The 22,654-nt window shown below is 68.1% G+C and carries 21 protein-coding genes and 1 riboswitch; of the genes, 15 read left to right on the top strand and 6 right to left on the bottom strand.

All coding sequences use genetic code 11. The annotated features are described in order from the left end of the window. Nucleotides 1-7: 7 nt before the first annotated feature. The gene (locus EV646_RS20315) at nucleotides 8-1,780 is read right to left on the bottom strand and encodes an ABC transporter ATP-binding protein (RefSeq protein ID WP_132150862.1); all 1,773 of its coding nucleotides are present in this window, start codon (nucleotides 1,778-1,780) and stop codon (nucleotides 8-10) included. Further along, nucleotides 1,777-3,540: an ABC transporter ATP-binding protein gene (locus tag EV646_RS20310; protein WP_132150860.1), complete on the bottom strand. Its 1,764-nt coding sequence runs from the start codon at nucleotides 3,538-3,540 to the stop codon at nucleotides 1,777-1,779. Before EV646_RS20310 ends, EV646_RS20315 begins: the two co-directional genes overlap by 4 nt. Before the next feature lie 168 nt (nucleotides 3,541-3,708). Between EV646_RS20310 and EV646_RS20305 the strand changes: the two genes are divergently transcribed. Next, on the top strand, nucleotides 3,709-5,130 hold the full coding sequence (locus EV646_RS20305; protein ID WP_132150858.1) for an MFS transporter: 1,422 nt from the start codon (nucleotides 3,709-3,711) through the stop codon (nucleotides 5,128-5,130). Here the strand turns inward: EV646_RS20305 and EV646_RS20300 are convergent. After that, nucleotides 5,117-6,139, bottom strand: coding sequence for a GTP pyrophosphokinase (locus EV646_RS20300; protein WP_132150856.1), 1,023 nt, complete (start codon nucleotides 6,137-6,139; stop codon nucleotides 5,117-5,119). The two genes, EV646_RS20305 and EV646_RS20300, sit on opposite strands and share 14 nt — an antisense overlap. A 158-nt stretch (nucleotides 6,140-6,297) precedes the next feature. Here EV646_RS20300 and EV646_RS20295 point away from each other — a divergent pair, with 158 nt between their 5' ends. The 6 genes from EV646_RS20295 (at nucleotide 6,298) to EV646_RS20270 (ending at nucleotide 12,709) form a co-directional block, all read left to right on the top strand. Then, entirely contained in the window at nucleotides 6,298-7,491 is a 1,194-nt protein-coding gene (locus EV646_RS20295) for an ATP-binding protein (RefSeq protein ID WP_132150855.1), read from the top strand. A 497-nt stretch (nucleotides 7,492-7,988) separates the two neighbouring features. Continuing rightward, on the top strand, nucleotides 7,989-8,840 hold the full coding sequence (locus EV646_RS20290) for a DUF3152 domain-containing protein (protein WP_132150853.1): 852 nt from the start codon (nucleotides 7,989-7,991) through the stop codon (nucleotides 8,838-8,840). Nucleotides 8,841-8,880: 40 nt separating this feature from the next. After that, nucleotides 8,881-9,759 carry a hypothetical protein gene (locus tag EV646_RS20285; RefSeq protein ID WP_132150851.1) on the top strand — a complete coding sequence of 293 codons (879 nt, stop codon included), beginning with the start codon at nucleotides 8,881-8,883 and terminating at the stop codon, nucleotides 9,757-9,759. Beyond that, on the top strand, nucleotides 9,756-10,418 hold the full coding sequence (locus tag EV646_RS20280; RefSeq protein ID WP_132150849.1) for an alpha/beta fold hydrolase: 663 nt from the start codon (nucleotides 9,756-9,758) through the stop codon (nucleotides 10,416-10,418). The genes EV646_RS20285 and EV646_RS20280 overlap by 4 nt, the downstream gene beginning before the upstream one ends. Nucleotides 10,419-10,439: 21 nt before the next feature. Further along, nucleotides 10,440-10,553, top strand: a riboswitch (TPP riboswitch). Then, the gene (locus EV646_RS20275) at nucleotides 10,547-11,881 is read left to right on the top strand and encodes a purine-cytosine permease family protein (RefSeq protein WP_132150847.1); all 1,335 of its coding nucleotides are present in this window, start codon (nucleotides 10,547-10,549) and stop codon (nucleotides 11,879-11,881) included. Its footprint overlaps the riboswitch before it by 7 nt. Nucleotides 11,882-12,031: 150 nt before the next feature. After that, nucleotides 12,032-12,709 carry a class I SAM-dependent methyltransferase gene (locus tag EV646_RS20270; protein ID WP_132150845.1) on the top strand — a complete coding sequence of 226 codons (678 nt, stop codon included), beginning with the start codon at nucleotides 12,032-12,034 and terminating at the stop codon, nucleotides 12,707-12,709. 161 nt (nucleotides 12,710-12,870) lie between these two features. On the opposite strand, the gene EV646_RS20265 is transcribed toward EV646_RS20270, so the two are convergent. Both EV646_RS20265 and EV646_RS20260 read right to left on the bottom strand, forming a co-directional pair. Continuing rightward, entirely contained in the window at nucleotides 12,871-13,437 is a 567-nt protein-coding gene (locus EV646_RS20265; RefSeq protein WP_132150843.1) for a methylated-DNA--[protein]-cysteine S-methyltransferase, read from the bottom strand. Next, entirely contained in the window at nucleotides 13,430-13,924 is a 495-nt protein-coding gene (locus EV646_RS20260) for an RNA polymerase sigma factor (protein WP_132150841.1), read from the bottom strand. The genes EV646_RS20265 and EV646_RS20260 overlap by 8 nt, the downstream gene beginning before the upstream one ends. A 525-nt stretch (nucleotides 13,925-14,449) precedes the next feature. Here EV646_RS20260 and EV646_RS20255 point away from each other — a divergent pair. From EV646_RS20255 to EV646_RS20235, 5 genes are read left to right on the top strand one after another with little or no spacing between them, the layout of a single operon-like run. After that, nucleotides 14,450-15,022 carry a flavin reductase family protein gene (locus EV646_RS20255; RefSeq protein WP_132150839.1) on the top strand — a complete coding sequence of 191 codons (573 nt, stop codon included), beginning with the start codon at nucleotides 14,450-14,452 and terminating at the stop codon, nucleotides 15,020-15,022. After that, nucleotides 15,015-16,079: an ABC transporter substrate-binding protein gene (locus EV646_RS20250; RefSeq protein ID WP_132150837.1), complete on the top strand. Its 1,065-nt coding sequence runs from the start codon at nucleotides 15,015-15,017 to the stop codon at nucleotides 16,077-16,079. The genes EV646_RS20255 and EV646_RS20250 overlap by 8 nt, the downstream gene beginning before the upstream one ends. Next, nucleotides 16,076-16,915: an ABC transporter permease gene (locus EV646_RS20245; protein WP_132150835.1), complete on the top strand. Its 840-nt coding sequence runs from the start codon at nucleotides 16,076-16,078 to the stop codon at nucleotides 16,913-16,915. Before EV646_RS20250 ends, EV646_RS20245 begins: the two co-directional genes overlap by 4 nt. Beyond that, a complete protein-coding gene (locus EV646_RS20240) occupies nucleotides 16,891-17,607 on the top strand; it encodes an ABC transporter ATP-binding protein (protein WP_132150833.1) in 717 nt (238 codons plus the stop codon). Before EV646_RS20245 ends, EV646_RS20240 begins: the two co-directional genes overlap by 25 nt. Further along, on the top strand, nucleotides 17,604-18,941 hold the full coding sequence (locus tag EV646_RS20235; protein WP_241996201.1) for an LLM class flavin-dependent oxidoreductase: 1,338 nt from the start codon (nucleotides 17,604-17,606) through the stop codon (nucleotides 18,939-18,941). Before EV646_RS20240 ends, EV646_RS20235 begins: the two co-directional genes overlap by 4 nt. Here EV646_RS20235 and EV646_RS20230 read toward each other — a convergent pair. Beyond that, nucleotides 18,938-19,912: an alcohol dehydrogenase catalytic domain-containing protein gene (locus EV646_RS20230; protein WP_199237088.1), complete on the bottom strand. Its 975-nt coding sequence runs from the start codon at nucleotides 19,910-19,912 to the stop codon at nucleotides 18,938-18,940. The two genes, EV646_RS20235 and EV646_RS20230, sit on opposite strands and share 4 nt — an antisense overlap. Before the next feature lie 94 nt (nucleotides 19,913-20,006). Here EV646_RS20230 and EV646_RS20225 point away from each other — a divergent pair, with 94 nt between their 5' ends. From EV646_RS20225 to EV646_RS20215, 3 genes are all read left to right on the top strand, one after another. Further along, nucleotides 20,007-20,885 carry a glycerophosphodiester phosphodiesterase gene (locus EV646_RS20225; protein WP_132150831.1) on the top strand — a complete coding sequence of 293 codons (879 nt, stop codon included), beginning with the start codon at nucleotides 20,007-20,009 and terminating at the stop codon, nucleotides 20,883-20,885. Nucleotides 20,886-21,129: 244 nt separating this feature from the next. Next, nucleotides 21,130-21,519, top strand: coding sequence for an ATP-binding protein (locus tag EV646_RS20220; protein WP_241996200.1), 390 nt, complete (start codon nucleotides 21,130-21,132; stop codon nucleotides 21,517-21,519). Nucleotides 21,520-21,568: 49 nt separating this feature from the next. After that, entirely contained in the window at nucleotides 21,569-22,537 is a 969-nt protein-coding gene (locus EV646_RS20215; protein ID WP_132150827.1) for a DUF5926 family protein, read from the top strand. Nucleotides 22,538-22,654 lie beyond the last annotated feature (117 nt).

Raw genomic sequence — 22,654 nt, 5'->3', positions numbered from 1 at the left:
ACATCTGTCACCCGTGCCAGGAACGCCAAAGCGCCGCATAGGGGCCCTGGGCATCCACCAGTTCGTCGTGGCCGCCCAGTTCGACGATCTTGCCGTCCTCGACCACGGCGATCACGTCCGCATCATGCGCGGTGTGCAGCCGGTGAGCGATCGCCACCACGGTCCTGCCTTCCAGCACGCCGGCCAGCGACCTCTCCAGATGCCGAGCCGCCCGCGGGTCCATCAACGAGGTCGCCTCGTCCAGCACCAGCGTGTGCGGGTCCGCCAGCACCAGCCGCGCCAGCGCGACCTGCTGCGCCTGTGCAGGCGTCAGCGAGATCCCACCGGAGCCCACCTCGGTGTCCAGCCCGTTGCCGAACCCGGCGACCCAGCCGTCGGCGTCGACCGACCGCAGCGCTTCCCACAGGTCGGCGTCGGTCGCGTCCGGCCTGGCCAGCCGCAGGTTGTCCCGGACGCTGCCCACGAACACGTGGTGCTCCTGGTTGACCAGGGCCACATGACTGCGGACCTGCTCGGCCGACATCTTGTCGAGCGCGGCACCACCCAAGGTGATGTCGCCGACCCGCGGCGAGTAGATGCCTGCCAGCAACCGGCCGAGTGTGGATTTCCCTGCTCCTGAAGGGCCTACGAGCGCAACGCGGGCACCCGGCTGCACAGTCAGCGTGACGCCGTGCAGTACGTCCCGGCCTTCCAGATAGCCGAACCGTACGTCGTCCGCCAGCACAGTCCGGCCCTCGGGCTCGGTCTCGTCACCGACTGCCGCCGCCTCGACCTCACGAACCCCGACCAGCCGTGCCAGCGACACCTGCGCAACCTGGAGCTCGTCGTACCAGCGGAGCATCATGTTGACCGGCTCCACCAGCATCTGGATGTACAGCGCACCTGTGGTGAGCGCGCCGACGGTGAGCCAGCCCTGAATGGCGAAGCCGCCGCCGATCACCAGTACGGCGACCAGCGCGACGCAGTGGGTCATGTTGATCACCGGGAACAGGACCATCCGCAGGAACAGCGTGTACCGCTCCCAGGCGACCCACTGACCGATCCGGGTGTCACCGAGCTGGATCCGGCGGTCGCCGAGCCGGTGCGACTCAACGGTGCGGCCGGCGTCGACGGTCTCGGCCAGAGCCGAGGCGACTGCGGCGTACCCGGCCGCCTCCGACCGGTACGCCGACGGCCCGCGCCGGAAGTACCAGCGGACGCCGAAGATCAGGATCGGCGCCGCGATCACCACCGCGATCGCAAGCTCCGGCGCGGTCACGATCAACGCACCGATCAGCAGCGACGCCCAGATCACCGCGATGGTCAGCTGCGGTACGGCGTCCCGCATGGCGTGCGACAGCCGGTCCACGTCCGTGGTGATCCGGGACAGCAGGTCACCCGTCCCGGCCCGCTCCAGCACGCCAGGCGGCAGCCCGACCGCCCGGACCAGGAAGTCCTCCCGCAGGTCGGCCAGCATCTCCTCACCCAGTACGGCGCCGCGCAGCCGCGTGAGCCGGACGAACACCGTCTGGACGAGTAGCGCGCAGACGAAGCCGATGACGACGTACGGCAGGTCGACGTCGCGCTCGCCGCGGGACAGCTTCTCCACCACGTTGCCCAGCAGCCAGGGCCCGACCATGCCGCTCAGCGCTGCCGCTGCGTTCACCAGCGTCAGCCAGGCGAACGCACGGCGGTGCCGGCGGAACAGGGTCTTCAGGTAGGCGCGAACGGTTGCCTTGCCGGCGACGGGCAGGCGCTCTATCTCCTGCGGTGCCGCCGGGTCGTACAGAGGGCGCTTCACGCCGACTCCTCGAAGGTTGGTTCGTCTTCACGAGTGACGACCGCGCGGTAGCGCGGGTTGGTGTGCAGCAGTTCGTGGTGGGTGCCAACGGCATCGACCTGGCCGTCCGGCACGAACACCACCCGCTCCGCGCGGTCCAGCATCAGTGGGCTGGAGGTGAACACCACAGTGGTCCGGCCGGATCGCAGCAGCCGCAGCCCGTCGGCGATCCGGGCCTCGGTGTGCGCGTCCACCGCACTGGTCGGCTCGTCCAGCACGAGCACCGGCGGGTCGACGTACAGCGAACGAGCCAGTGCCACCCGCTGCCGCTGGCCACCGGACAGTGAACGTCCACGCTCGGTCAGCACGGCCTGCATCGGGTCCGACACACCTGCAGGCAACGACTGACGCAGTACGTCGAGAATGTCCGCGCACTGCGCCGCTTCGAGCGCAGCCACAGCAGGGACCGCACCACTCGCCGGCACGTCGAACAGCTCCCGCACCGTGCCAGACAGCAGCACCGGGTCCTTGTCCTGCACCAGTACGACGGTGCGCGCCGACTCGAGCGGGATGTCGTCCAGCGCGACGCCGTCGAGCAGCACAGACGCCTGCCCGTCCTCTGCGTGCGGGCTGTGACCACCCAGCCGGTCGGCGAACCGGCCACCAGCGTCCGGGTCGCCGCACACGATCGCGGTGAAGCTGCCGGCCGGCACGTGCAGACCGGAGACCGGGTCGAGCAGGTCACCATCCGGCAGCTGGGCCTCGGCGGTGCCCATGTGCTCGTCGGTCCGCTTGAGCGACAGCACCCGAGCCGCCCGGCGCGCCGACACCTTCGAGAAGATGAACGCGCTCGCCGTCTCCTCGAACGTGTGCAGCGGCACCAGCATGAAGGTGATGAACCCGTACGTCGTGACGAGTTCGCCGACGGTGATCCGGTTGGACATCACCAGCCGGACACCCATCCACACGATCAGCACCAGGAACAGCCCGAACATCAGCACCTGCAGCGCGGAGATCAGCGACCACATGCGAGCACTGCGGACCGCGCTGGCCCGGTAGTCCTGCGAGGCCGAGCGGTAGCGGTCCAGGAACAGCTGCTCGCCACCGATGCCACGCAGCACCCGCAGACCGGCCACGGTGTCGGCGGCCAGCTCGGTCGCCCGGCCACCCTTGGCGCGCTGGGCATCGGCCCGGCGCTCGGCCGGACCCATCAGCGGCACGATCGAGAACGCCAGCACCGGTACGGCGATGGCGACGATCAGACCGAGCTGCGGCTCATAGAGCAGCAGCCCGACAACGACGGCGAAACAGGTCAGCAGCGCGGCGGTGAACCGGCCGAGGACCTCGACGAACCAGCCGATCTTCTCGACGTCGCCGCTGCTGACGGCGACGACCTCACCGGCGGCGATCCGCCGGGTCAGCAGCGAGCCCAGCTCCGCGGCCTTACGGAACAGCAGCTGCTGCAGGCGTGACGCCGTACTGATCCAGTTGGTCACGACGGCCTTGTGGAAGAAGGAGTCGGCACCGGCCTGGGCCGCGCCGAACGCGAGCAGCAGGGCACCGGACAGGAACAGCTTCGACCAGGACTTGTCGATCACCGCCTGGACGGCAAGACCGACAGCGATCGGGGAAGCGGCGATTCCGCCGAAGAACAGCAGGCCCCAGAGCACTGCCACGGCCTGGCCGCGCAGCTGCTGGTGCTCCAGCCAGAGGATGAGTCGGAGACCGGACCGGGTGTCCGGCACACCCGGGTCGGCGAACGGAATGAGGCGCAGCGACATGACGTCCCACAGAAGGCATAGAAGGAGTGAAGAAGGCACCTGACCAGGCGAATGGATCAAGCCTAGGCGGCGCCGCCGACAGTTCGCCAACGCTTTTCAGCCTGTGGTCCATGCCGGTATCCCGAGGGCTGAGATCTGGCTAGTACAGTGTTCAACGAGAGGAGTCCGGTGCCTGAGTTGAGTCGCGGTCGACGGTTGCTGGTACTCGGGATCTGCTGTCTCAGCCTGTTCATCGTCGGGCTGGACGCCACCATCGTGAACCTCGCGCTACCGGCCATCCGGTCCGACCTGAACGCGGACGTCTCCAAACTGCAGTGGACCATCGACGCCTACACGCTGGTGCTGGCGAGCCTGCTGATGGTGTCCGGCTCGACCGCCGACCGGGTTGGGCGGCGGCGTACCTTTCAGCTCGGGCTGGTGCTCTTCGGCGTCGGCTCGCTGTTGTGCGGGTTCGCGACGTCGGCAGACCTGCTGATCGCGTTCCGGATGCTGCAGGCGGTCGGTGGGTCGATGCTCAATCCGGTGGCGATGTCGATCATCACGAACACCTTCACCGATCCGCGGGAGCGAGCGCAGGCGATCGGGGTCTGGGGTGGCGTGGTCGGGCTGAGCATGTCCGTCGGGCCTGTAGTCGGTGGGGCGCTGGTGGACTCGGCTGGCTGGCAGTACATCTTCTGGATCAACGTGCCGGTCGCGCTGGCCGCTCTGGTGCTGACTGCTCTCTTCGTGCCGGAGTCACGGGCCGCGGTGCCGCGGCGGATCGATCCGGTCGGGCAGGTGCTGGTCGTGCTGCTGCTCGGCGGACTCACGTACGGGATCATCGAGGGACAGCGGGCGGGCTGGGGATCGCCGCTGATCATCGGGTGTTTCGTCCTGACCGTCGTTGCTTTGATTGGGCTCGTGCTCTACGAGCGGCGGCGGGTGGAGCCGTTGCTGGAGCCGCGGTTCTTCCGGAGTGCGCCGTTCTCGGGAGCGACGCTGATCGCGGTCGCCGGATTCGCGGCGCTGTCGGGGTTCCTGTTCCTGAATTCCCTGTATTTACAGTCGGCGCGCGGATTCTCGGCGTTCCATGCCGGGTTGCTGACGTTGCCGATGGCGGCGATGACGGTGGTGTTCGCGCCGGTGTCGGGCTGGCTGGTTGGGCATCGCGGGCCGCGGCTGCCGCTGGTGGTTGCCGGGGGCATGCTTACGGTGTCCGGGCTGGTGTTGTCGCGGCTGAGCCTGTCGACCTCGACCGTGGAGCTGCTCGGCGGTTACCTGCTCTTCGGCCTCGGCTTCGGGATGCTGAACGCGCCGATCACGAACGCCGCGGTGTCCGGGATGCCGCGGTCACAGGCCGGCGTCGCGGCCGCGATCGCGTCGACCAGTCGCCAAGTCGGTGCATCCCTCGGTGTCGCGATTGCCGGCACTGTCCTCACTGCGCGACTCACCGGCGCACTCGAGACCGGCTTCGTCGACGCCGCCCGCTTGTGCTGGTTCATCATCGCCGGCTGCGGCTTGCTGGTGCTCGTGCTCGGCCTGATCACCACCGGCGCGTGGGCACGTCGTACTGCTGCTTCGGTCGCAGAGGATCTCGTCAAGACTCGGTGATGCCGGCGCGGGCGAGGGCTTTGAGGCGGCCGCGGAGGATCTTCTGGCGGCGCTCCTCGTCGGGGAACAGGTCGACGTACGCCGATCCCTTCGCGGCCAGCAGGTCGTCGTCGAGGCGTCGTACGGTTCCGGCTGGGAAGCGGTGGGTCATCGCCGACTGGACCGCGGCGCTGTCGATGCCGGTGAGCAGGTCGGTCAGCTGCTCCTCGGTCGTGACGCCGAGCTGGGCGAGGACGCTGAGGATCCAGGCGTAGTGGTTCGTCTTCGCGTGCGGCGCGTCCGGGTAGCGCCGGGTCAGGTACGTCGTCAGTGTCGCGGTGGTGAGGTCGCGCGGCGCCTTGTCCGATTCGGACGCCGCCAGCTCGCGGTAGAGCCGGTCGATCTCGGTGAACTCGTTGTCGGCCAGCTCCATCAACGCCGCCGCCAGCAGGAACCGCCGGTCGAACTCGGCCTTGCGGTCCGCCGGGATGTCCAGCTTGTACCGGATGTCGTGCTCGAACTCGGCCCACGCGTGCTGAACCGCCGTACGCACCTGAATCTCCATCACCAGATTCTTCAGTACGGCGTACTCCGGCAGCTCCCGGCGATGCGCGTTGAGCCGGACCAGGTAGTGCTTGCTCGCGTACCCGAACACGCCCTGCGCCCGGGTGTGCGCGCCCATGTCGGTGTGCTCGACGATCTCGAACTCGGCCTCGATCACCTCACACACCCGGTCCACCGCCTCGACCAGGAACGTGATCACCCGGGCCGCCACCAGGTCGGTGATCTGGTTCAGCGGGTCGTCGTACTTCGGCCGGGCCGGATCGTCCGGGTTGGGTTTGGCCGCCTTGGCCAGAAAGGACTCGGGATCCTTCGCCCTCGCGGTCGCACTCAGGTAATTGATGCCTTCCTCCTCGCCGATCAACTCGTTGATCAGCGCCTCCAGCTTCCGCGCACCCCCGACGTACTGCTGATGCACCCGCTCGTACAGGGCCCCCGCCTGCCGAGCCCACTCCACCCGCCCAACCATGGTTGGACGATAGTGCGCCGCCGGGCCGGATGGTGTCTCGACTCGTCTACCAAAATCTAGGAAAAAAACTAGAAAGCTGTAGACAGTGGTCGCGACACGCTCTCGGGGTGGCTAGCGAAATCTAAGGAAAACGCTAGATGCGCTCATACAGTGAAAGCATGGATCCGATCCGGAATCCCTACGCGCCCGGCGCCGGTCAGCGGCCGCCTGAGCTGGCCGGACGCGACATCGAGGTGCGGCAGTTCGAGGTGGTTCTCGAACGTGTCGCGGCAGGCAGACCGGAACGGAGCCTGGTGCTGAGCGGGCTCCGGGGTGTGGGTAAGACGGTGTTGCTGAACACCTTGCGGAGCCAGGCGATCAAGCGGGCCTGGGGCACCGGGAAGATCGAGGCACGGCCGGACCAGAGCATCCGGTTGCCGATCGCGCAGGCGCTGCACACGGCGATGCGCGAGCTGGGACACCGGCACCGGGACGACGAGAAGGTTGACGAGTTCAGTTCGGTGCTGAAGGCGTTCGCGCTGCGGACCGCGGCGAACGACCGGAAAGGCATCCGCTGGCACCCGCCGGTCGATGTGGCCGCGGCGAAGGGCCGGGCCGACTCCGGTGATCTGGAGATGGACCTGATCGAGCTGTTCACCGACGCGGCCGATCTCGCGGGCGACCTGTCCGTCGGCGTCGGGCTGTTCATCGACGAGATGCAGGACATCAGCGCCGACGACCTCTCCGCGTTGTGCGCCGCGTGCCATGAGATCTCGCAGCAGAGCGCACCACTGGTCGTCGTCGGGGCCGGCTTGCCGCATCTGCCCGCCGTACTCTCGGCCAGCAAGTCCTACTCCGAGCGCCTCTTCCGCTACATCCGCGTCGACCGCCTGGCCCGGGACGCGTGCGACCGGGCGCTGATGGTCCCCGCCGAGAGCGAAGGAGTCCAGTACGACGACGAGGCGCTGGACGAGCTGTATGCGCAGACCGACGGCTACCCGTACTTCGTCCAGGCCTTCGCCCACGCCACCTGGGACCACGCCCCGACCTCACCGATCACCATCACGGACGTCGCCGTCGCCGCCCCCGAAGCATCCGCCGAACTCACCGTCGGCTTCTTCGGCTCCCGGTACGAGCGCGCCACCCCGGCCGAACGCGAATACATGCGCGCCATGGCCGAACTAGGCATCGGCGTCGACGATGGCTCCGTCCCCACCGCCGAAGTCGCCAGCACCCTCAACCGCAAACCCCAATCCCTCTCCCCCGCCCGCGACGGCCTGATCAAGAAGGGCCTGGTCTTCTCCGCCGAACGCGGCACCGTAGCCTTCACCGTCCCCCACTTCGGCAAATTCCTCCGCACCCGCACAGCCTGATCCCCCACGCGTGCTACGCCCGGAGCCTGGGCTGATTGGGGTTCGCTGTGGCTGGGTCGTGTTGGGGCTGGTGGGGTGGAGTCGCCGGACTGCCGGGCCGGCTTGGCTGTCCCGCGGAAGCTTCGTCCGGCAGGCGCCGGATTTAGTTGCCCTAGGCAACTGGTGGTCCGACATCCGGGCAGATTGCGGCAGGCGCCGGAACCTCGACCACCAAACCGGGACCGTGAACACCTGGTCAGATGTCCGAGCTCTCCACTTCTTGTCCCAACCAGAGGCGATCGCCCGGTTCCGGCGCGAGAATCCCGCCATCCGGACAAAACCGGCCACATCCCGGGCGGAGCCCCCATCCACCCGACTCGATGGCGGGTTGTTTCACCGCTAGCCCCAAACAAAGGGCCGTCGCATAACCCGCTATCGGACCAGACCCGGCCGCCAGAATCGCCTGATCGAAGACTGCTCTTTCAGGTAGTGGGTTGGGGTCTGTAGGGTGAAGCGACATGACCACCCGTCGGACTGGCCAGCGGCCGGTTGCGGCTGCGCGGAAGTCGCAGGGTGGGCGGCACAGCCGGAAGATGTCGTACAAGGCGCAGTGGTTTTCGGTGACGGCGTTGGCTGTGCTGGGGACTGTGATGGTGGCGCATCCGGATGCGATGGACCGGCGGAGTCTTGCGGCCGAGGTAGTGGCCGGCGCTGAGTTGCCGACGGTGGAAGTGCCGGTGGTCACACCGACGCCGGTTCCGACGCCGACGCAGAAGTTCACCCAGCCGTTGCGTCCGGCACCGACTCTGACCCGGCAGCCGAAGGGGTCGAAGCCGAATGTCACCGTCTCCACCGGCAAGCTGGCCGTGGTACCGGGGTTCAACAAGGCGAGTGGCGTTCGGGACAAGCTGACCTACCGGGTCGAGATCGAGCAGGGGCTGTCGGTCAACGGTGCCGCGGTCGCGGCGGCCATCCACAAGACGCTGACGGACCCGCGCGGCTGGCAGGCGATGCATCCGGTCAGCTTCGAGCGGACCGACAAGGTAGACGCCGACCTGCGGATCATCCTCGCCACCCCGACCCTGACCGACAAGCTGTGTCTGCCGCTCGACACCGGCGGTGAGGTGTCCTGCCGGGTCGAGGACCGCGTCGTACTGAACGCCAAGCGCTGGACGTACGCCGTCCCGGCCTACGCGGGCGACGTCGCCCTGTACCGCGCGTACCTGGTCAACCACGAGGTCGGGCACGCGCTCGGGCACGGCCACTCCACCTGCTCCAAGGCGAAGACCCCCGCGCCGGTCATGATGCAACAGACCAAAGGCCTCGGTGGTTGCCTCCCGAACGCCTGGCCCACGATCAAGGCAACCTGAGCTGTCCGTGAGAAGCTGAGTCCGACGGGAGGGAGCAGCGATGTCGTCACAGGATTTCCCGACCTACGGCCGCGGCGAAGAGCCCGCCGAGCAGCCCGCCGAGGAGCACCACTACGCGCCACCTTCGCCGTACGGCGGTGGCACCTACGGCACCGGCCCCCACGGAGAGCAACAGTCGGGTCACTACGCTCAGCCCCAGCCTGGTGCCTACAACACACCCCAGTACGGCGCTCCCCCGCAAACTCGGCCTGGCCAAGCAACGCAGCCCGGCCAGCCGATCTACGGCCAGCCTGCACAGCCCGGTGCGCCGACGTACACGCAGCCGCCCGTCTACCGCCCCGGCCACCCGTACGGCGCCCCCGTGCACCCGCAGCAGCACCAGATCCCGACGTACGGTCGTGAAACCCCATCCCGCGACCCCCGAGCCGCCCGCGTCCTGCTCCTCGCCACGATCATCGCGGCCGTCTACGGCTTGCTGGTCGTGTCGGTCCAGCGTGTCGCCCTCCGCGAGATCTCGCAGGCCCCAGGCTCGCCGCTCAACCACCCCCTGCGCACCGATGTCATCGACACCATCGGCCAGCTGCTGCTCCTGCTGGTCGGCGCCGCCGCCATCGGCATGTGGACCCGCGACGTGCTGTCCCGTCGCAAGGCCGGCCGCCAGCCGGAATCCGCCGAGCTCGGCGGACTCCTCCTGGTCGGTGTCTCGCTGGTCCCGATCCTCGTCTGGTTCGTGATGGTCTTGTCCACCGGCATGGGCGCCGTCGACGAATCGATCGACCGACTGCCCACCGCCTACGGCTGGGGCGGCATCGGCCTCCTGATCCTCGCTGTCGGCCTGTTCCTCGGCTACCGCGAGCTCAAGCCCGATGTCCCCAACGCCGTCGTCCAGGCCGCTCCGGCCAGGCCACCCTGGGAGTGAGTACGCCGGTCGTCCTGGTCCCGGGCCTCGGCCTCGGTCGGGAGTCGTACGCGCCAACCGTCGAGCACCTGACGACGCCGTACCAAGTGATGACGCTGCCCGGGTACGGCGAGCCGGCCGGGTCGCGTGAGGACCTGCATCCGCAGGCCCTCGGTGCGGCGCTGGCCGAGAAGATCCGGGAGCGGTCGGTACTGGTCGGGCACTCGGCCAGCTGCCAGATCGTGGTGGAGACGGCTGTTGCTTACCCTGAGCTCGTCCACGCTCTTGTACTCGCGGGACCGACCGGAGACATCCACGCCGCGAGCTGGCTCGACCTGACGGCCCGCTGGCTCGGATCGGCGCTGCCGGAGTCACCACGCCTGATCCCGTTGGTTACTCCGCAATACGCGCGTACAGGGTTCTCGGCCATTGCCCGGGCGGCGGAGGCAGCCAGGAAGCACGACCTGGCCGCTGTGATCAGTCGGGTGAAGGCACCGGTGGTGATCGTCCGCTGCAGGCATGACCAGCTGTCACCCGCCGAGTGGACAGAGCGACTGGCCGAGCTGGCTCACGGTGAGGCACGGACCTTCGACACCGGCTCACACATGCCACCGCTGACCAACGGCCCAGAACTCGCCGCTCTCATCCAGCGAGCAGCCGCCGCGCCGAGTCCGCAGTGAAGCGCTATCGTTGACGCGGTAACAAACCTCTGCGGGAGCTCGCACCAAGCGCGGGCTGAGAGGGCGACGCGAGGGTCGCCGACCGCCTGAACCTGACCGGGTAATGCCGGCGTAGGGAGCGGGTCACCATGACCAGTACTGCTGTTCGTCCTGCCAGCAACACCGAGGCGCCGCTCGTCCTGACCACGGACGCTCCACGGACTCTCGGCTTCCTGGACCAGTTCACCCTCTGGGGGAACCTCGGTATCTCGCTGTTCGGCCCGGTGACTGGTGCGCTGGTCGCGGCGTATACGGGTTCGCTCGCGCAAGGTCTGCTCGCGGTCGTGGTCGGCTGCGGGATCGGTGCGCTGGTGCTCGGCGGCTCAGCCGTGTTCGGTTCGCAGACGGGTGCGCCCGCGATGGCCAGTCTGCGCGGTCTGTTCGGCCGCCGCGGCTCGATGGCGCCGACCGTACTGAACATCGCGCAAAACATCGGCTGGGCGACGATGGAGATCATCGTCATCTCGCAGGCCGCGGTCGCGGTGACGAGTGAGCGCTGGCGCTGGTTGTTCGTCGTACTGGCCGGGCTGATCGCGACGACGATGGCGGTCCGGCCGCTCGGCAGTGTGAAGCTGCTGCGCAAGTTCATGGTCTGGCTGGTGCTGATCGCGTCCGTGTACCTCTTCGTGCAGGTCCTCAGCAAGCCGGTCCACGACCTTCCGCAGGACGGTGTCTTCGGCTTCTGGCCGGCCGTCGATCTTGCTGCCGCCGGTGTGGTGTCGTTCGCGCCGCTGGCCGCCGACTACACCCGGCACTCACGCACGAACAAGGCCGCCTTCGCCGGGTCGGCTCTCGGTTATGGGATCGCCGCGATCGTGTACTACGCACTCGGCGTCTTCGCGGTGGCGACGTTGCAGACCAACAGCACGGACGTGATCACCGCGCTCGTCACCTTGCCGGCCGGTGCGATCGCGTTGTTCGTCCTGCTGGTGGACGAGGTCGACGAGGCGTACGCGAACGTCTACTCGACCACGATGGCCGCGCACAACCTGATCGGTCACGTCGACCGGCGCTGGATCTCGGTCGGCATCGGCGTGCTCGCCACCGGACTCGCGCTGTTGGTTGACCTGGGCAACTACACGCAGTTCCTCTACCTGATCGGCTCGGTCTTCGTCCCGCTGTTCGCGGTCGCGATCGCCGACTTCTTCGTGGTCAGCAAGCGGAACTGGGACGTCTCCGGTACGGCGCGCTTCCGCTGGCAGCCGGCCGTCGCCTGGCTGATCGGCTTCGTCGCCTACCAACTGGTGAACCCCGGCACGGTCGAAGGCTGGTCCCCGTTCTGGCTCGACCTCCAGCAGCGCATCTTCAACCACCAGCCCGTCCCCGGCTGGCTCGGCGCCACGTACACCTCCATCGTCATCTCCATGCTCGCCGCCATCCTCCTCGGCCGAGTACGCCGCCCCACCCCGGCCCAGCCCGTTTGATGGGTCCACCAGCCAAATGGCGGGTTCCCCGCCCGCATGCCGGCGGCGAACCCACAAACTGATGGGTGAACCCATCAAATGACCGTGGGCGGGGTGCGGCGCCGGGCTGACGACTGGCACTGACCCGCACGGGCCGAGATACTTGCGCCCATGCTGAACTCCGCACTGCGCAGCCGGGCCGAGTATGCGGAACTCGGGGCCGACGGTCTGGCCGCGCGTACGACGCCCGAGCGGGACGCGGCGACCATCAAGGCCGTCGAGGAGCTCCTGGTGGGGCGCGAGACAGTGCTCGACCTGTGCTGCGGGTACGGCCGGATCGCGCTGCCGCTGGCCCGATCCGGGAAGGTGGTCCACGCGCTGGACATCTCGCCGAACCTGATCGAGGCCGGCCAGGCGAAGGCAGCCGAGGAAGAGCTGTCGATCGAGTGGGCGGTCGGCTCGATGACGGACCTGCCGTACAAGTGGGACTCGTTCGACGCAGTGATCTGCCTGTGGACCGCGTTCCACGAACTGTTCGCCGAGGACGAGCAGATCTCCACCATCTGCGAGATCTCCCGGGTGCTGAAGCCGGGCGGCATGGCGATCATCGAAGGTCCGGTCTGGGGTCCGGCGACCGCGGCCGAGATCGCCAACGGGATGCGGCAGGGGCCGGAGCACCGGATCGTCACCACCGAGCACTTCGGCACCAGCAGCGTGCACTTCATCCACGACGAGATCAGCTACGGCCGGCTCTGCGCCGCCGCCGGAATCGAGGACTACAAGGTCTACAAACGTGAATGGGGCGGCCGTCGCCGGCTCATCCTCGAGATCCACCAGCCGGGAAATTAACTGACGCGTCAGAAACCTTCTCAAACGTATTACCGGAAAATTCCTGACCGGCCGGGATCCCTTACAGGGCAGGGAAAACAAGAAGCAGATCCCCACTCCACACTGGGGATCTGCTCCTTTGTTCTTTTAGTGTAAATCCATTCAGCAAGCGGCGGGAAACGTCAGCTTTTCGATTCAAGATTCAGCAGGAACCGCTTCGCGTCCAGCCCACCGGCGTATCCGGTCAACGCTCCGCTCGAGCCGATCACCCGGTGACAGGGCAGTACGACGCACACCGGGTTCGCGCCCAGCGCCGTACCGACCGCCCGGGCCGCGCGAGGTTTGTGGATCTCACCGGCCAGTCGCCCGTACGTCGTGGTGTGGCCGTAGCTGGTGTGGACCGGCAGATCGCTGAGCACGATCCGCTGAAACGGCGTCGCCAGGGCGAGATCCACCTCCAGGTCGAATTCGTGACGGCGACCAGCGAGATATTCGTCCAGTTGCCGTCGTACGTCGTCCAGTGCGGCGGGCTGCCGGAGGACGCGTGGGGACACGGCCCGGGCGAGGCGAGTCGTCATGGTCTCCTCGTCGCCGAACGAACTGGCGACCACTCGACCTTGAGCGACGGCGAGCAGCAGCGTGCCGATGGGCGTGTCGTGCAGGGTGTAGGCGACGTCGGCGTCCGGGAACGTCGGTGGCTTGAGGCCAGGTGTGGTGAGCCGGGTCAGCCGGCTCTCGAGATCAGTCATCTTCTACTCCGAGTTTCGTGCGCAACGTCGCGAGCGCGTCGCTGACGAGCCGGCGCGAGGCGGCGGGCGTGGTGTCCAGGGCGGCGGCCACGCCGTGGTGGTCCAGGTCGCCGACGTACTTGAGCGTGACGGCGAAGCGCTGGCGTTCGGGCAGCGCGTTCACGGCCTGCCAGAGGTCCGGGTCGGGCCAGTCCGCGGCTTCGGGGCCGTCGACGGCGATCGGCGGGGCGTCGTCGAGCGGGCGTTGTGGTTTGCGGGCCCGATGGATGTCGGTCGCACAGTGGGCGGTGATGGTGAGGAGCCAGCTGCGGAGGTTCTTCGCCGAGGTCAGCCCGGGATAGGCGGTGAACGCCTTCTCCCAGGCACGCTGAGCCACGTCGTCGCCGTCGACCGGCCCGGCCAGCGCACGCGCCAGCCGTGCCACGTCCCGCCAGTGCGCGTCGACCAGCGCCTGGAACGGCGGCAACAGAACCTTCTCCCGAGCCATCACGCCAGTAGAACGCACGCCCGCCCAAGTATGTGAGGGCACCTCGTGGCGAACTGAACGTCGACCTTGAGCACGGATCGACCATCATTCGCCGAGCAAAGTGGTTGGTGCGTGCTCAAGGTGAGGCCGTACGCGCGCTGGCAGCCCGGCAAGCCGGGGCGTGTCGTTTCAGCTGGTGGGCATTTGCGGACAGGTGTCCCAGATGTCGAGATTGTCTAGTTATTGGGTCGACATTGATGAGAGAGTCGTTGACATGACGACGACTTTGCTCACCCGCCGTCGCGTCATCGATCTCCTGCGGACGGCGAGCGCGACCTGTCGCTGACGGCCGCGGATCTGTTGCTGACGGCTGCAATCCTTCGCTGAAGGCTGCGGTCTTTCGCTGAAGGCTCTGCCGCTTCCGCGTTGCCCCGGCGGACGTTCCGCCGTACGAGGCTCTCTGAACCGCCTCCCACACCCCGCCCGGTTGTGGTGCTTCCTGCTGCCCGCTGCCGGTCGTCCCTGCCCCCGTTCCGAGGGAGAGACATGTCAGTCCATGCGATCAACCCGTCCGACCGCCCGTCCCTGTCCGTCGTTCCCGACCATCTGGAGGAGCGGACCGTCGACGCCGACGTCTACCGCTCGGTGTTCCGCCGGCACGCCGCCGGAGTGGTGGTGATCACCGCGGACGCCGGCCACGGTCCGGTCGGGTTCACCGCGACCTCCCTGGTCTCGGTCAGCCTGCTGCCGCCGCTGGTGTCGTTCGCGATCGCCACGTCCGCGTCCAGCTGGCCGACCGTCGCCAAGGCGGACAGCCTGGTGATCAACTTCCTGTCCGCCGACCAGCAGGCGATCGCCGGCCGGTTCGCCACCAGCGGGATCAATCGGTTCGCCGAGCCGACCCGGTGGTCCCGGCTCCGCTCCGGCGAGCCCGTCCTCGACGAGGCCCCGAGCTTCCTCCGGGCCCAGGTCGAGCACCGGTTCGCCGTCGGCGACCACTACCTGGTCGTCGCCCGGCTGGCCACCCACGGCGAACGCCGTGAGCACGACCCGCTCCTCTACCACGACGGCACCTACGTCACCGCTCATCCCACGAAAGCCGCCACTCATCATGTCTAAGAACCGCACCTACGCCGTAATCGCTGCCGCCACCGCAACCGTCGCCCTCCTGGCGGGCTGCGGCGGCGCCGCGGACGCAGGTGGCAACGGCGCCGCCAAGCTGTCCCTCGACGCCGCACTGCCGACGACGGTGCCGGACGGCACCAAGATCGTCGTCGGTGACCCGCAGACTCAGGTCGCGCTCAAGCTGTCCGGCCAGATCGACCAGGTGTCGAAGTACGTCCAGTTCGCCAACCTCAGCGGCGGTCCGCAGACCACCGAAGCGTTCCGGGCCAAGGCACTCGACGTCGGCTCGGTCGCCGAGATCCCGCCGATCCACGCGACCTGGACCGGGCTGAAGGTGAAGATCGTCGCCTCCAAGTTCCGCCAGGACCCGATCAACCACCCGATCTACAAGCTCGGCATCGCCCCGGGCGTGAGCGTGAAGACCCTGCAGGACCTGAAGGGCAAGAAGATCGCCTACAGCCCGGGCCAGGCGCAGGGTGCGCTGATCCTCAAGGTGCTGCAGAAGGCCGGCCTGACCAAGGAAGACGTCAAGCTGATCGAGCTGCCCAGCACCGGTGACGTGTACTCGCAGGCGCTCGCGTCCAAGCAGGTCGAGGTCGCGCCGATCGGCGGCGTACAGATCAAGCGCTACCTGACCAAGTACGGCAAGGACGGCGCCACCACGATCGACCACGGTCTGCGTGATGACGCCGGTCACCTGTACGTGCTGCAGTCCTCGCTGGAGGACCCGGCCAAGGCGGCCGCCATCCGCGCGTACGTCGCTGCCTGGGGTGTCGCCCAGGAGTGGATCGACAAGCACCCCAAGGAGTGGATCGAGGGGTACTACGTGAAGGACCAGGGCCTGACCGCGGCCGACGGCCAGTGGCTGGTCGACAACGCAGGTCACCCGGACATTCCGGCGGACTGGAGTGACGCGATCGAGCGTCAGCAGCAGACCATTGAGCTGCTCGCCAAGGAGACCGGCAACCCGGTGATCCAGGCGAAGGACCTCTACGACCTGCGCTTCCAGACCGTCGCCGCGGACGCCATCAAGGCAGGTGGAGCGAAATGAGCGCTACGACACTCCCCGGCATCCGCCGGGAGCAGGTGGCCGGGACTCCCGTCGTACGACGGCGCAGGCTCGGCCCGGGCAAGCCGATCAAGTTCGGCACCGCCCTCGGACCGGTACTCCTGCTGGTCATCTGGAGCATCGGATCCGCCACCGGGTGGATCGACCAGCGGGTGCTCTCCGCGCCGTGGACCGTGGTCACCACGGCCGGTGAGCTGATCGCCGACGGCCGGCTGCAGTCGAACCTCTGGACGTCCACGCAGCGCGCGCTGCTCGGTCTTGCCTTCGGCATCGTGCTGGGCGTCGTACTCGCGCTGCTCTCCGGATTGTCCCGCATCGGCGAGGCGGTCCTGGACGGGCCGATTCAGATCAAGCGGGCGATCCCGTCGCTGGCGCTGCTGCCGCTGCTGATCCTCTGGCTCGGTATCGGCGAGTCGATGAAGGTCATCACCATCCTGCTCGGCGTGTTCGTGCCGATCTACATCCACACCCACAACGGTCTGCGCACCATCGACGCCCGGTACGTCGAACTCGCCCAGACCGTCGGGTTGTCCCGCTGGGACTTCATCCGCCGGGTGGTCCTGCCAGGTGCCCTGCCCGGGTTCCTGCTCGGCCTGCGGTTCGCCGTGACCGGCGCCTGGCTGTCCCTGGTCGTCGTCGAGCAGATCAACGCCACCAGCGGTATCGGCTACATGATGGAGCTGGCCCGGACCTACGGTCAGACCGACATCATCATCGTCGGGCTGGTCCTGTACGGCGTCCTCGGCCTGCTCTCCGACGGCTTCGTCCGACTCATCCAAAGGAGGGCCTTGTCATGGCGCCGCACGCTGGACTCTTAACAGCCGCCGTCCAGGTTCGGGGACTGACCCGCAAGTACGACGAACGCGCCGTACTGGATGGTGTCGACCTGGACATCGCACCCGGCGAGTTTGTCGCCCTGCTCGGGAAGAGCGGATCCGGGAAGAGCACGCTGCTGCGGGCATTGGCAGGGTTGGACGCCGGTGTCGCCGGCTCCGGGGAGCTCGTCGTACCGGCGAATGTGTCGGTTGTCTTCCAGGACTCGCGGTTGTTGCCGTGGGCAAGGGTGTTGGAGAACGTCGTCCTCGGCTTGACCGGCGCCGACGAGCGTGGCCGGAAGAGTCTCGAGGAAGTGGGGCTCGCGGGGCGCGAGAAGGCGTGGCCGAACGAGCTGTCCGGTGGTGAGCAGCAGCGGGTCGCGTTGGCGCGGTCGCTGGTGCGCGAGCCGGAGCTGCTGCTGGCGGACGAGCCGTTCGGGGCGCTGGACGCGCTGACGCGGCTGAAGATGCATGTGTTGCTGCGGAAGCTGTGCGCGGCGCATCAGCCCGCCGTACTGCTGGTGACGCACGACGTGGACGAGGCGATCGTGCTGGCCGATCGGGTGATCGTGCTGGACGAGGGGCGGATCGTCGCGGAGGAGCACGTTGAACTGGCCGCGCCACGGAGCCCGGCCGATCCAGGATTCGCCAAGATGCGCTCGACGCTCCTTGAGGCATTGGGGGTTTCGCTGTGACCAGACAGCTGCATTTGAACGCGTTCCTGATGAGCACCGGACACCACGAGGCGTCGTGGCGGCTGCCGGAGAGCGATCCGTTCGCGAACACGTCCGTTCAGCACTACCAGTCACTGGCGCAGATCGCCGAGCGGGGGAAGTTCGACTCGATCTTCTTCGCGGACTCGCCGGTGCTGTTCGGTGATGTCGGGCGGCGGCCGGCCGGTTCGCTCGAGCCGACCGTGCTGCTCACCGCGATCGCGGCGGCGACGTCGCGGATCGGCCTGATTGCGACCGCGTCGACGACGTACAACGATCCGTTCAACCTGGCCAGGCGATTCGCCAGCGTCGACCATGTCAGCGGTGGACGGGCGGGCTGGAACGTGGTCACCACGGCCGGCCCGGAGGCGGCGAAGAACTTCAATCTGGCAGATCAGCCGGCGCATGCCGAGCGGTACGACCGGGCCGCCGAGTTCCTCGAGGTCGCCTACAAGCTGTGGGACTCGTGGCAGGACGATGCTGCAATCGCCGACAAGTCGTCCGGTGTCTGGGCTTTGAATGACCGCGTGGTGCCGATCGACCATGTCGGCCGGCACTTCCAGGTCCGCGGGCCGCTGAACCTGCCGCGCTCGCCGCAGGGTCACCCGCTGATCGTCCAGGCGGGCTCGTCGGAGGACGGTAAGGGCCTCGCCGCCCGGTACGCCGAAGCGGTCTTCACGGCGCAGCAGACGCTGGAGGACGCACAGGACTTCTATCGCGACCTGAAGGCGCGGACGGCGGCACTCGGCCGGGATCCGGACACGATCAAGATCCTGCCGGGCATCGTGCCGGTCATCGGCGGGACGGTCGAGGAGGCGCTGCGGCTCGAGCAGCAGCTGGACGAGCTGATCCGGCCCGAGTACGCGCGGCTGCAGCTGGCCCGCACGTTGCGGGTGAAGCCGGAGGATCTGCCCTTCGATCAGCAGTTGCCCGACGATCTGCCGGACGAGGACGAGATCGAGGGCGCGAAGAGCCGCTACACGCTGATCGTGACGCTGGCCCGGCGGGAGAAGCTGACCGTCCGCGAGCTGATCGGCCGGCTGGGTGGTGGCCGTGGGCATCGAACCTTCAGCGGTACGCCGGAGCAGGTGGCGGACGCGATCCAGGACTGGTTCGAGGCGGACGCGGCCGACGGATTCAACATCATGCCCGCGGTGCTGCCGTCCGGGCTGACCGCGTTCGTCGACGAGGTCGTGCCGATCCTGCAGCGGCGCGGTTTGTTCCGCACCGACTACACCGGTACGACGCTCCGCGACCACTACGGCCTGGCCCGCCCGGCCGGTCGTACGGCGTCACTACAGGAGGCAACCGCTTAGACCCGGACGACAAGCTTGCCGACGGCTCCACCGTCCTGCATGACGCGGTGGGCCTCGCCGATCTGCTCCATCGTGAAGACGCGATCGATCCGGATCGGAAGCTTGCCGTTAGCAACAAGATCGACATAGCGCTGGAACGCGCCGGCGGGGAGGTCACTGCTCTCCCCGCCGTACGCCGCCAGCCGCACACCGTTGGGCAGATACCCGATCGGGTAGAAGTCCGGGATCGTCCAGTTGTCGCTCAGCATCCCGGTGAAACACGCGGTCCCGTGCACGGCCGTCGCTTTCAGGGTGTCCGGCAGCACATTGGTGCCGATGAGTTCGAGGGCCGCATTCACACCGGTCGGCAGGATTTCCCGGACCTTTGCCGCGACGTTGCCGTCATCAACAATCGGGTAATCGACGCCGAGGTCCTGCAACACCTTTGTCCGTTGGGGATTTCGGGTGGTGGCGAACACGGTCAGCCCATGCTCCTTTGCGAGCACCGCCGCAGCCACGCCGACCGACGACGTACCGCCGCGGACGAGCAACGATTGACCGGGCTCGATCGCCAGCCCGGTGTGCAGCGAACCGTGCGCCGTCTGCAGCATCTCCGGCAACGCCCCGAGCGTCGCCCAATCCAGATCGGTCCGCACTGGAATGACGCTCGACGCCGGTACGACGGTGTACTCGGCGTACCCACCGTCGTACTCGCGTCCCATCCCGCCCATCATCGCGACCACCTGCTGCCCGGGCTCGAACTCACCGCCCGGTGCCGCGTCGACCGTGCCGGTCGCCTCGATCCCGGGGATGACCGGGAACCGCGCGTTCGTCGCCATCCCGGCCCGCAGGTGGTACTCGGACCGGTTCAGCCCGAACGCCTCCACCTTCACCCGGACCCAGCCGGCCTCGGGCTCGGGCACCGGGACCCGTCGTACGACCATCTCCTCCGGCTCGATCGGACCATCCAGGACCACCGCCCGCATCTCCATGCGGCAATCGTCCCTGACCGGTAGTAGTAACCGTTTTCCGGTCCCGGCGAGCCTGCGTGACTTGCTGACTTGAGTGCGTGTCAGAGTTGTCCCCATGGGACAGAGCTTCCTTCGAGGGAAGGGCCCAGCCGTCGTGGCCCACCGTGGCGCGAGCGAGGTCAGTCCCGAGCACACGCTGGCGGCGTACCGCCGGGCGGTCGAAGCCGGCGCGGACGGTCTCGAGTGCGACATCCGGCTCACCTCCGACGGACATCTCGTCTGCGTCCACGACCGCCGGATCGAACGCACCTCCAACGGTCGCGGCGTGCTGTCCACGATGAGCCTGGAGGAACTCAAATCCTTCGACTGGGGCTCCTGGAAGAACCCCTGGGCGGAGCTCGACGACGAGGCCGAGCTGCCGAGCCCCGACCTGCTGACAGTCCTCACCCTCGACGAGCTGCTCGCCACCGTCCGCGACGCCGGCCGCCCACTCGAGCTCGCGATCGAGACGAAACACCCGACCCGGTACGCCGGACTCGTCGAACGCCGGCTGGTCGAAGCCCTGGACCGCTACGGCTGGGCGCACCCGAAGGTCGGCACGGAGTCCCCGGTCCGGGTGATGAGCTTCTCCTGGCTGTCGTTGCGCCGCCTGCGCGTGATGGCGCCCGGCCTGCGCACAGTCCTGCTGATGGATCGCGTTCCGCTACGGTTCCGGGACGGCTCGCTGCCCACCGGCGTCTCGTGCGCCGGCCCCAGCCTGGAGCTCGTCACCGCCCATCCCGAGTACGTCGACCGGGCGCACAAGCACGGCCACCAGGTCTATGTCTGGACCGTCAACGATGCCCCCGACGTCCACCACTGCCGCGACATCGGCGTCGACGCGATCATCAGCGACCACCCGGAAGCCGCTCTGCGAACCCTTGCGGAGCCGCCCTCACCACCGCTCCCGTCCTTCACCTTCCCGCCGAAGCGCCGTACCCGCCGGCAGGCCTGAGCGGGCTGTGCCGTGGGTCACCGTGGGTGAACACGGCGCGGGGTTATGTGAATGCGACCTGTTATTGCAACGTTCAATTCCGTCGATTTCGTCTCGGTTTGTTGGCTAAACGTGTGATCTACGGCGTCGCTATGTAACGGAATACCTGTCTGTGTTTTCCCGGGCTGGAAGTGGGCAGAAGAGATTGTGGCTGTTCCGATGATCGAGGAGACCCTGCTTGTCCTCTGCGACCTTGCCTGCCGACGTGAGCGTTGTGGACGTCGTACTGCCGCATGAAGTGTCCGCGGTAGCGGATGCCCGTCGCCGTCTGGCCGCCTACCTGAAGCGTTACCGGGTCACCGAAACCGCGAGTGACGACGCCCAGCTGGTGCTGTCCGAGCTGATGTCGAACGCGATCCGGTACGCACCACCCCTGCCCGCCGGCGAGGTCCGCGCCGCGTGGTGGATCGACCGCGCCGGTATCCACGTCGAGGTGACGGATGGTTGCGGCGAGACCGAGCCGCAGCGGATCACCGACGCACACCCCGAGTCGATCGGCGGCCGCGGCCTGGCCATCGTCGACGTACTCACCTCGATGTGGCACGTACGCACCGCCGACACCCACCGCACGGTCCACGCCATCATTCCCAACTGACCGATCGGCGAGTTGGCCGTCGGGTGGGGGTGGCTGCAAGACTGCGCCCATGGGAAAGAAGTCGCGGCAGCGCCCGAAGAACACGACGACCGTCACGCTGGATCCGGCCGACCTGGTCGATGTCGGCCCGCGCGAACCCTGCCCGTGTGGTTCGGGTAAGCGGTTCAAGCAGTGCCACGGCCGGGAACGTGCCCAGGCCGCGGACACGTTCGTGGTGCGGCCGTTCGAGGGCCTGCCGTCCGAGTGCGACCTGATCGCCTTCCGCGAGATCGTTCCGGCCGGTACGGCGGAAGTCGTGCTGACCGGCGACAACGCCGGCAAGGTGGTCAACCTCGTCACGCTGTTGCCCATGGCGATGCCCGGGCTGGTGCGCGACGACGAGTCGATCTGGATCGGGCTGCAGACGCACGCGTCGTCCGGCGACCCGAGCCGCGACCTCGGGCACGCGATCACGGCCGCGCTGACGACCGAGCCGGGCAACCCGATCCAGCTGGGTGACCTGATGAAGGAAGGCCCCCGGCTGCAGGACCTGATCGACACCTCGAAGCCGATCGAGGTCAAGGTGCACGAAGGGTTCGACTTCTGGGTCAGCGAGAACGTCGAGGACCCGACCGGTGAGGTCGCCGCGGGTCTGGAGCGGGCGAACGCGGCCGCGGCTCCGACGGTGCGGCTGGGGTCCGTGGAGGCGGCGTACTGGACTCAGATCGGCGACCGGCGGTACCTGCGCTGGGTGATGCCGCACAGCGAGGACACCCTGCTGGACGCGCTGGCGCGGCTGCACGCGGCCGGCTCGTCGGCGCTGACGGAGGGCAGCCGGCTGATCGGCTCGTTCCGGGCGCTCGGCGTACTGGCGCCGGTGTGGGAGCTCCCGGCCGACGCTGAGGCGGCGGACGTGGAGAAGCCGGCGGGCGAGTTCGCGGTCGAGCTGGAGAAGGCGCTCGCGGCCGACGCTCCGCTGACCACCGAGGAGCGCGCTGCCCGGGCCGGTCTGGCCAGCCGGCAGCTGACGATTCGTTAGACCACTCTGAGCCGAAGACCCCGGTCGCCTGGTGAGGCGGCCGGGGTCTTGGTCTATGTGCTGCTAAACGTGGACGGCCCAAGTCCTGCTGACGGGGGAGCAACAGGGCCTGGGCCT

The organism is Kribbella antiqua (assembly GCF_004345665.1).
Classification (GTDB): domain Bacteria; phylum Actinomycetota; class Actinomycetes; order Propionibacteriales; family Kribbellaceae; genus Kribbella; species Kribbella antiqua.
This window is presented reverse-complemented; position numbering and strand designations above follow the sequence as displayed.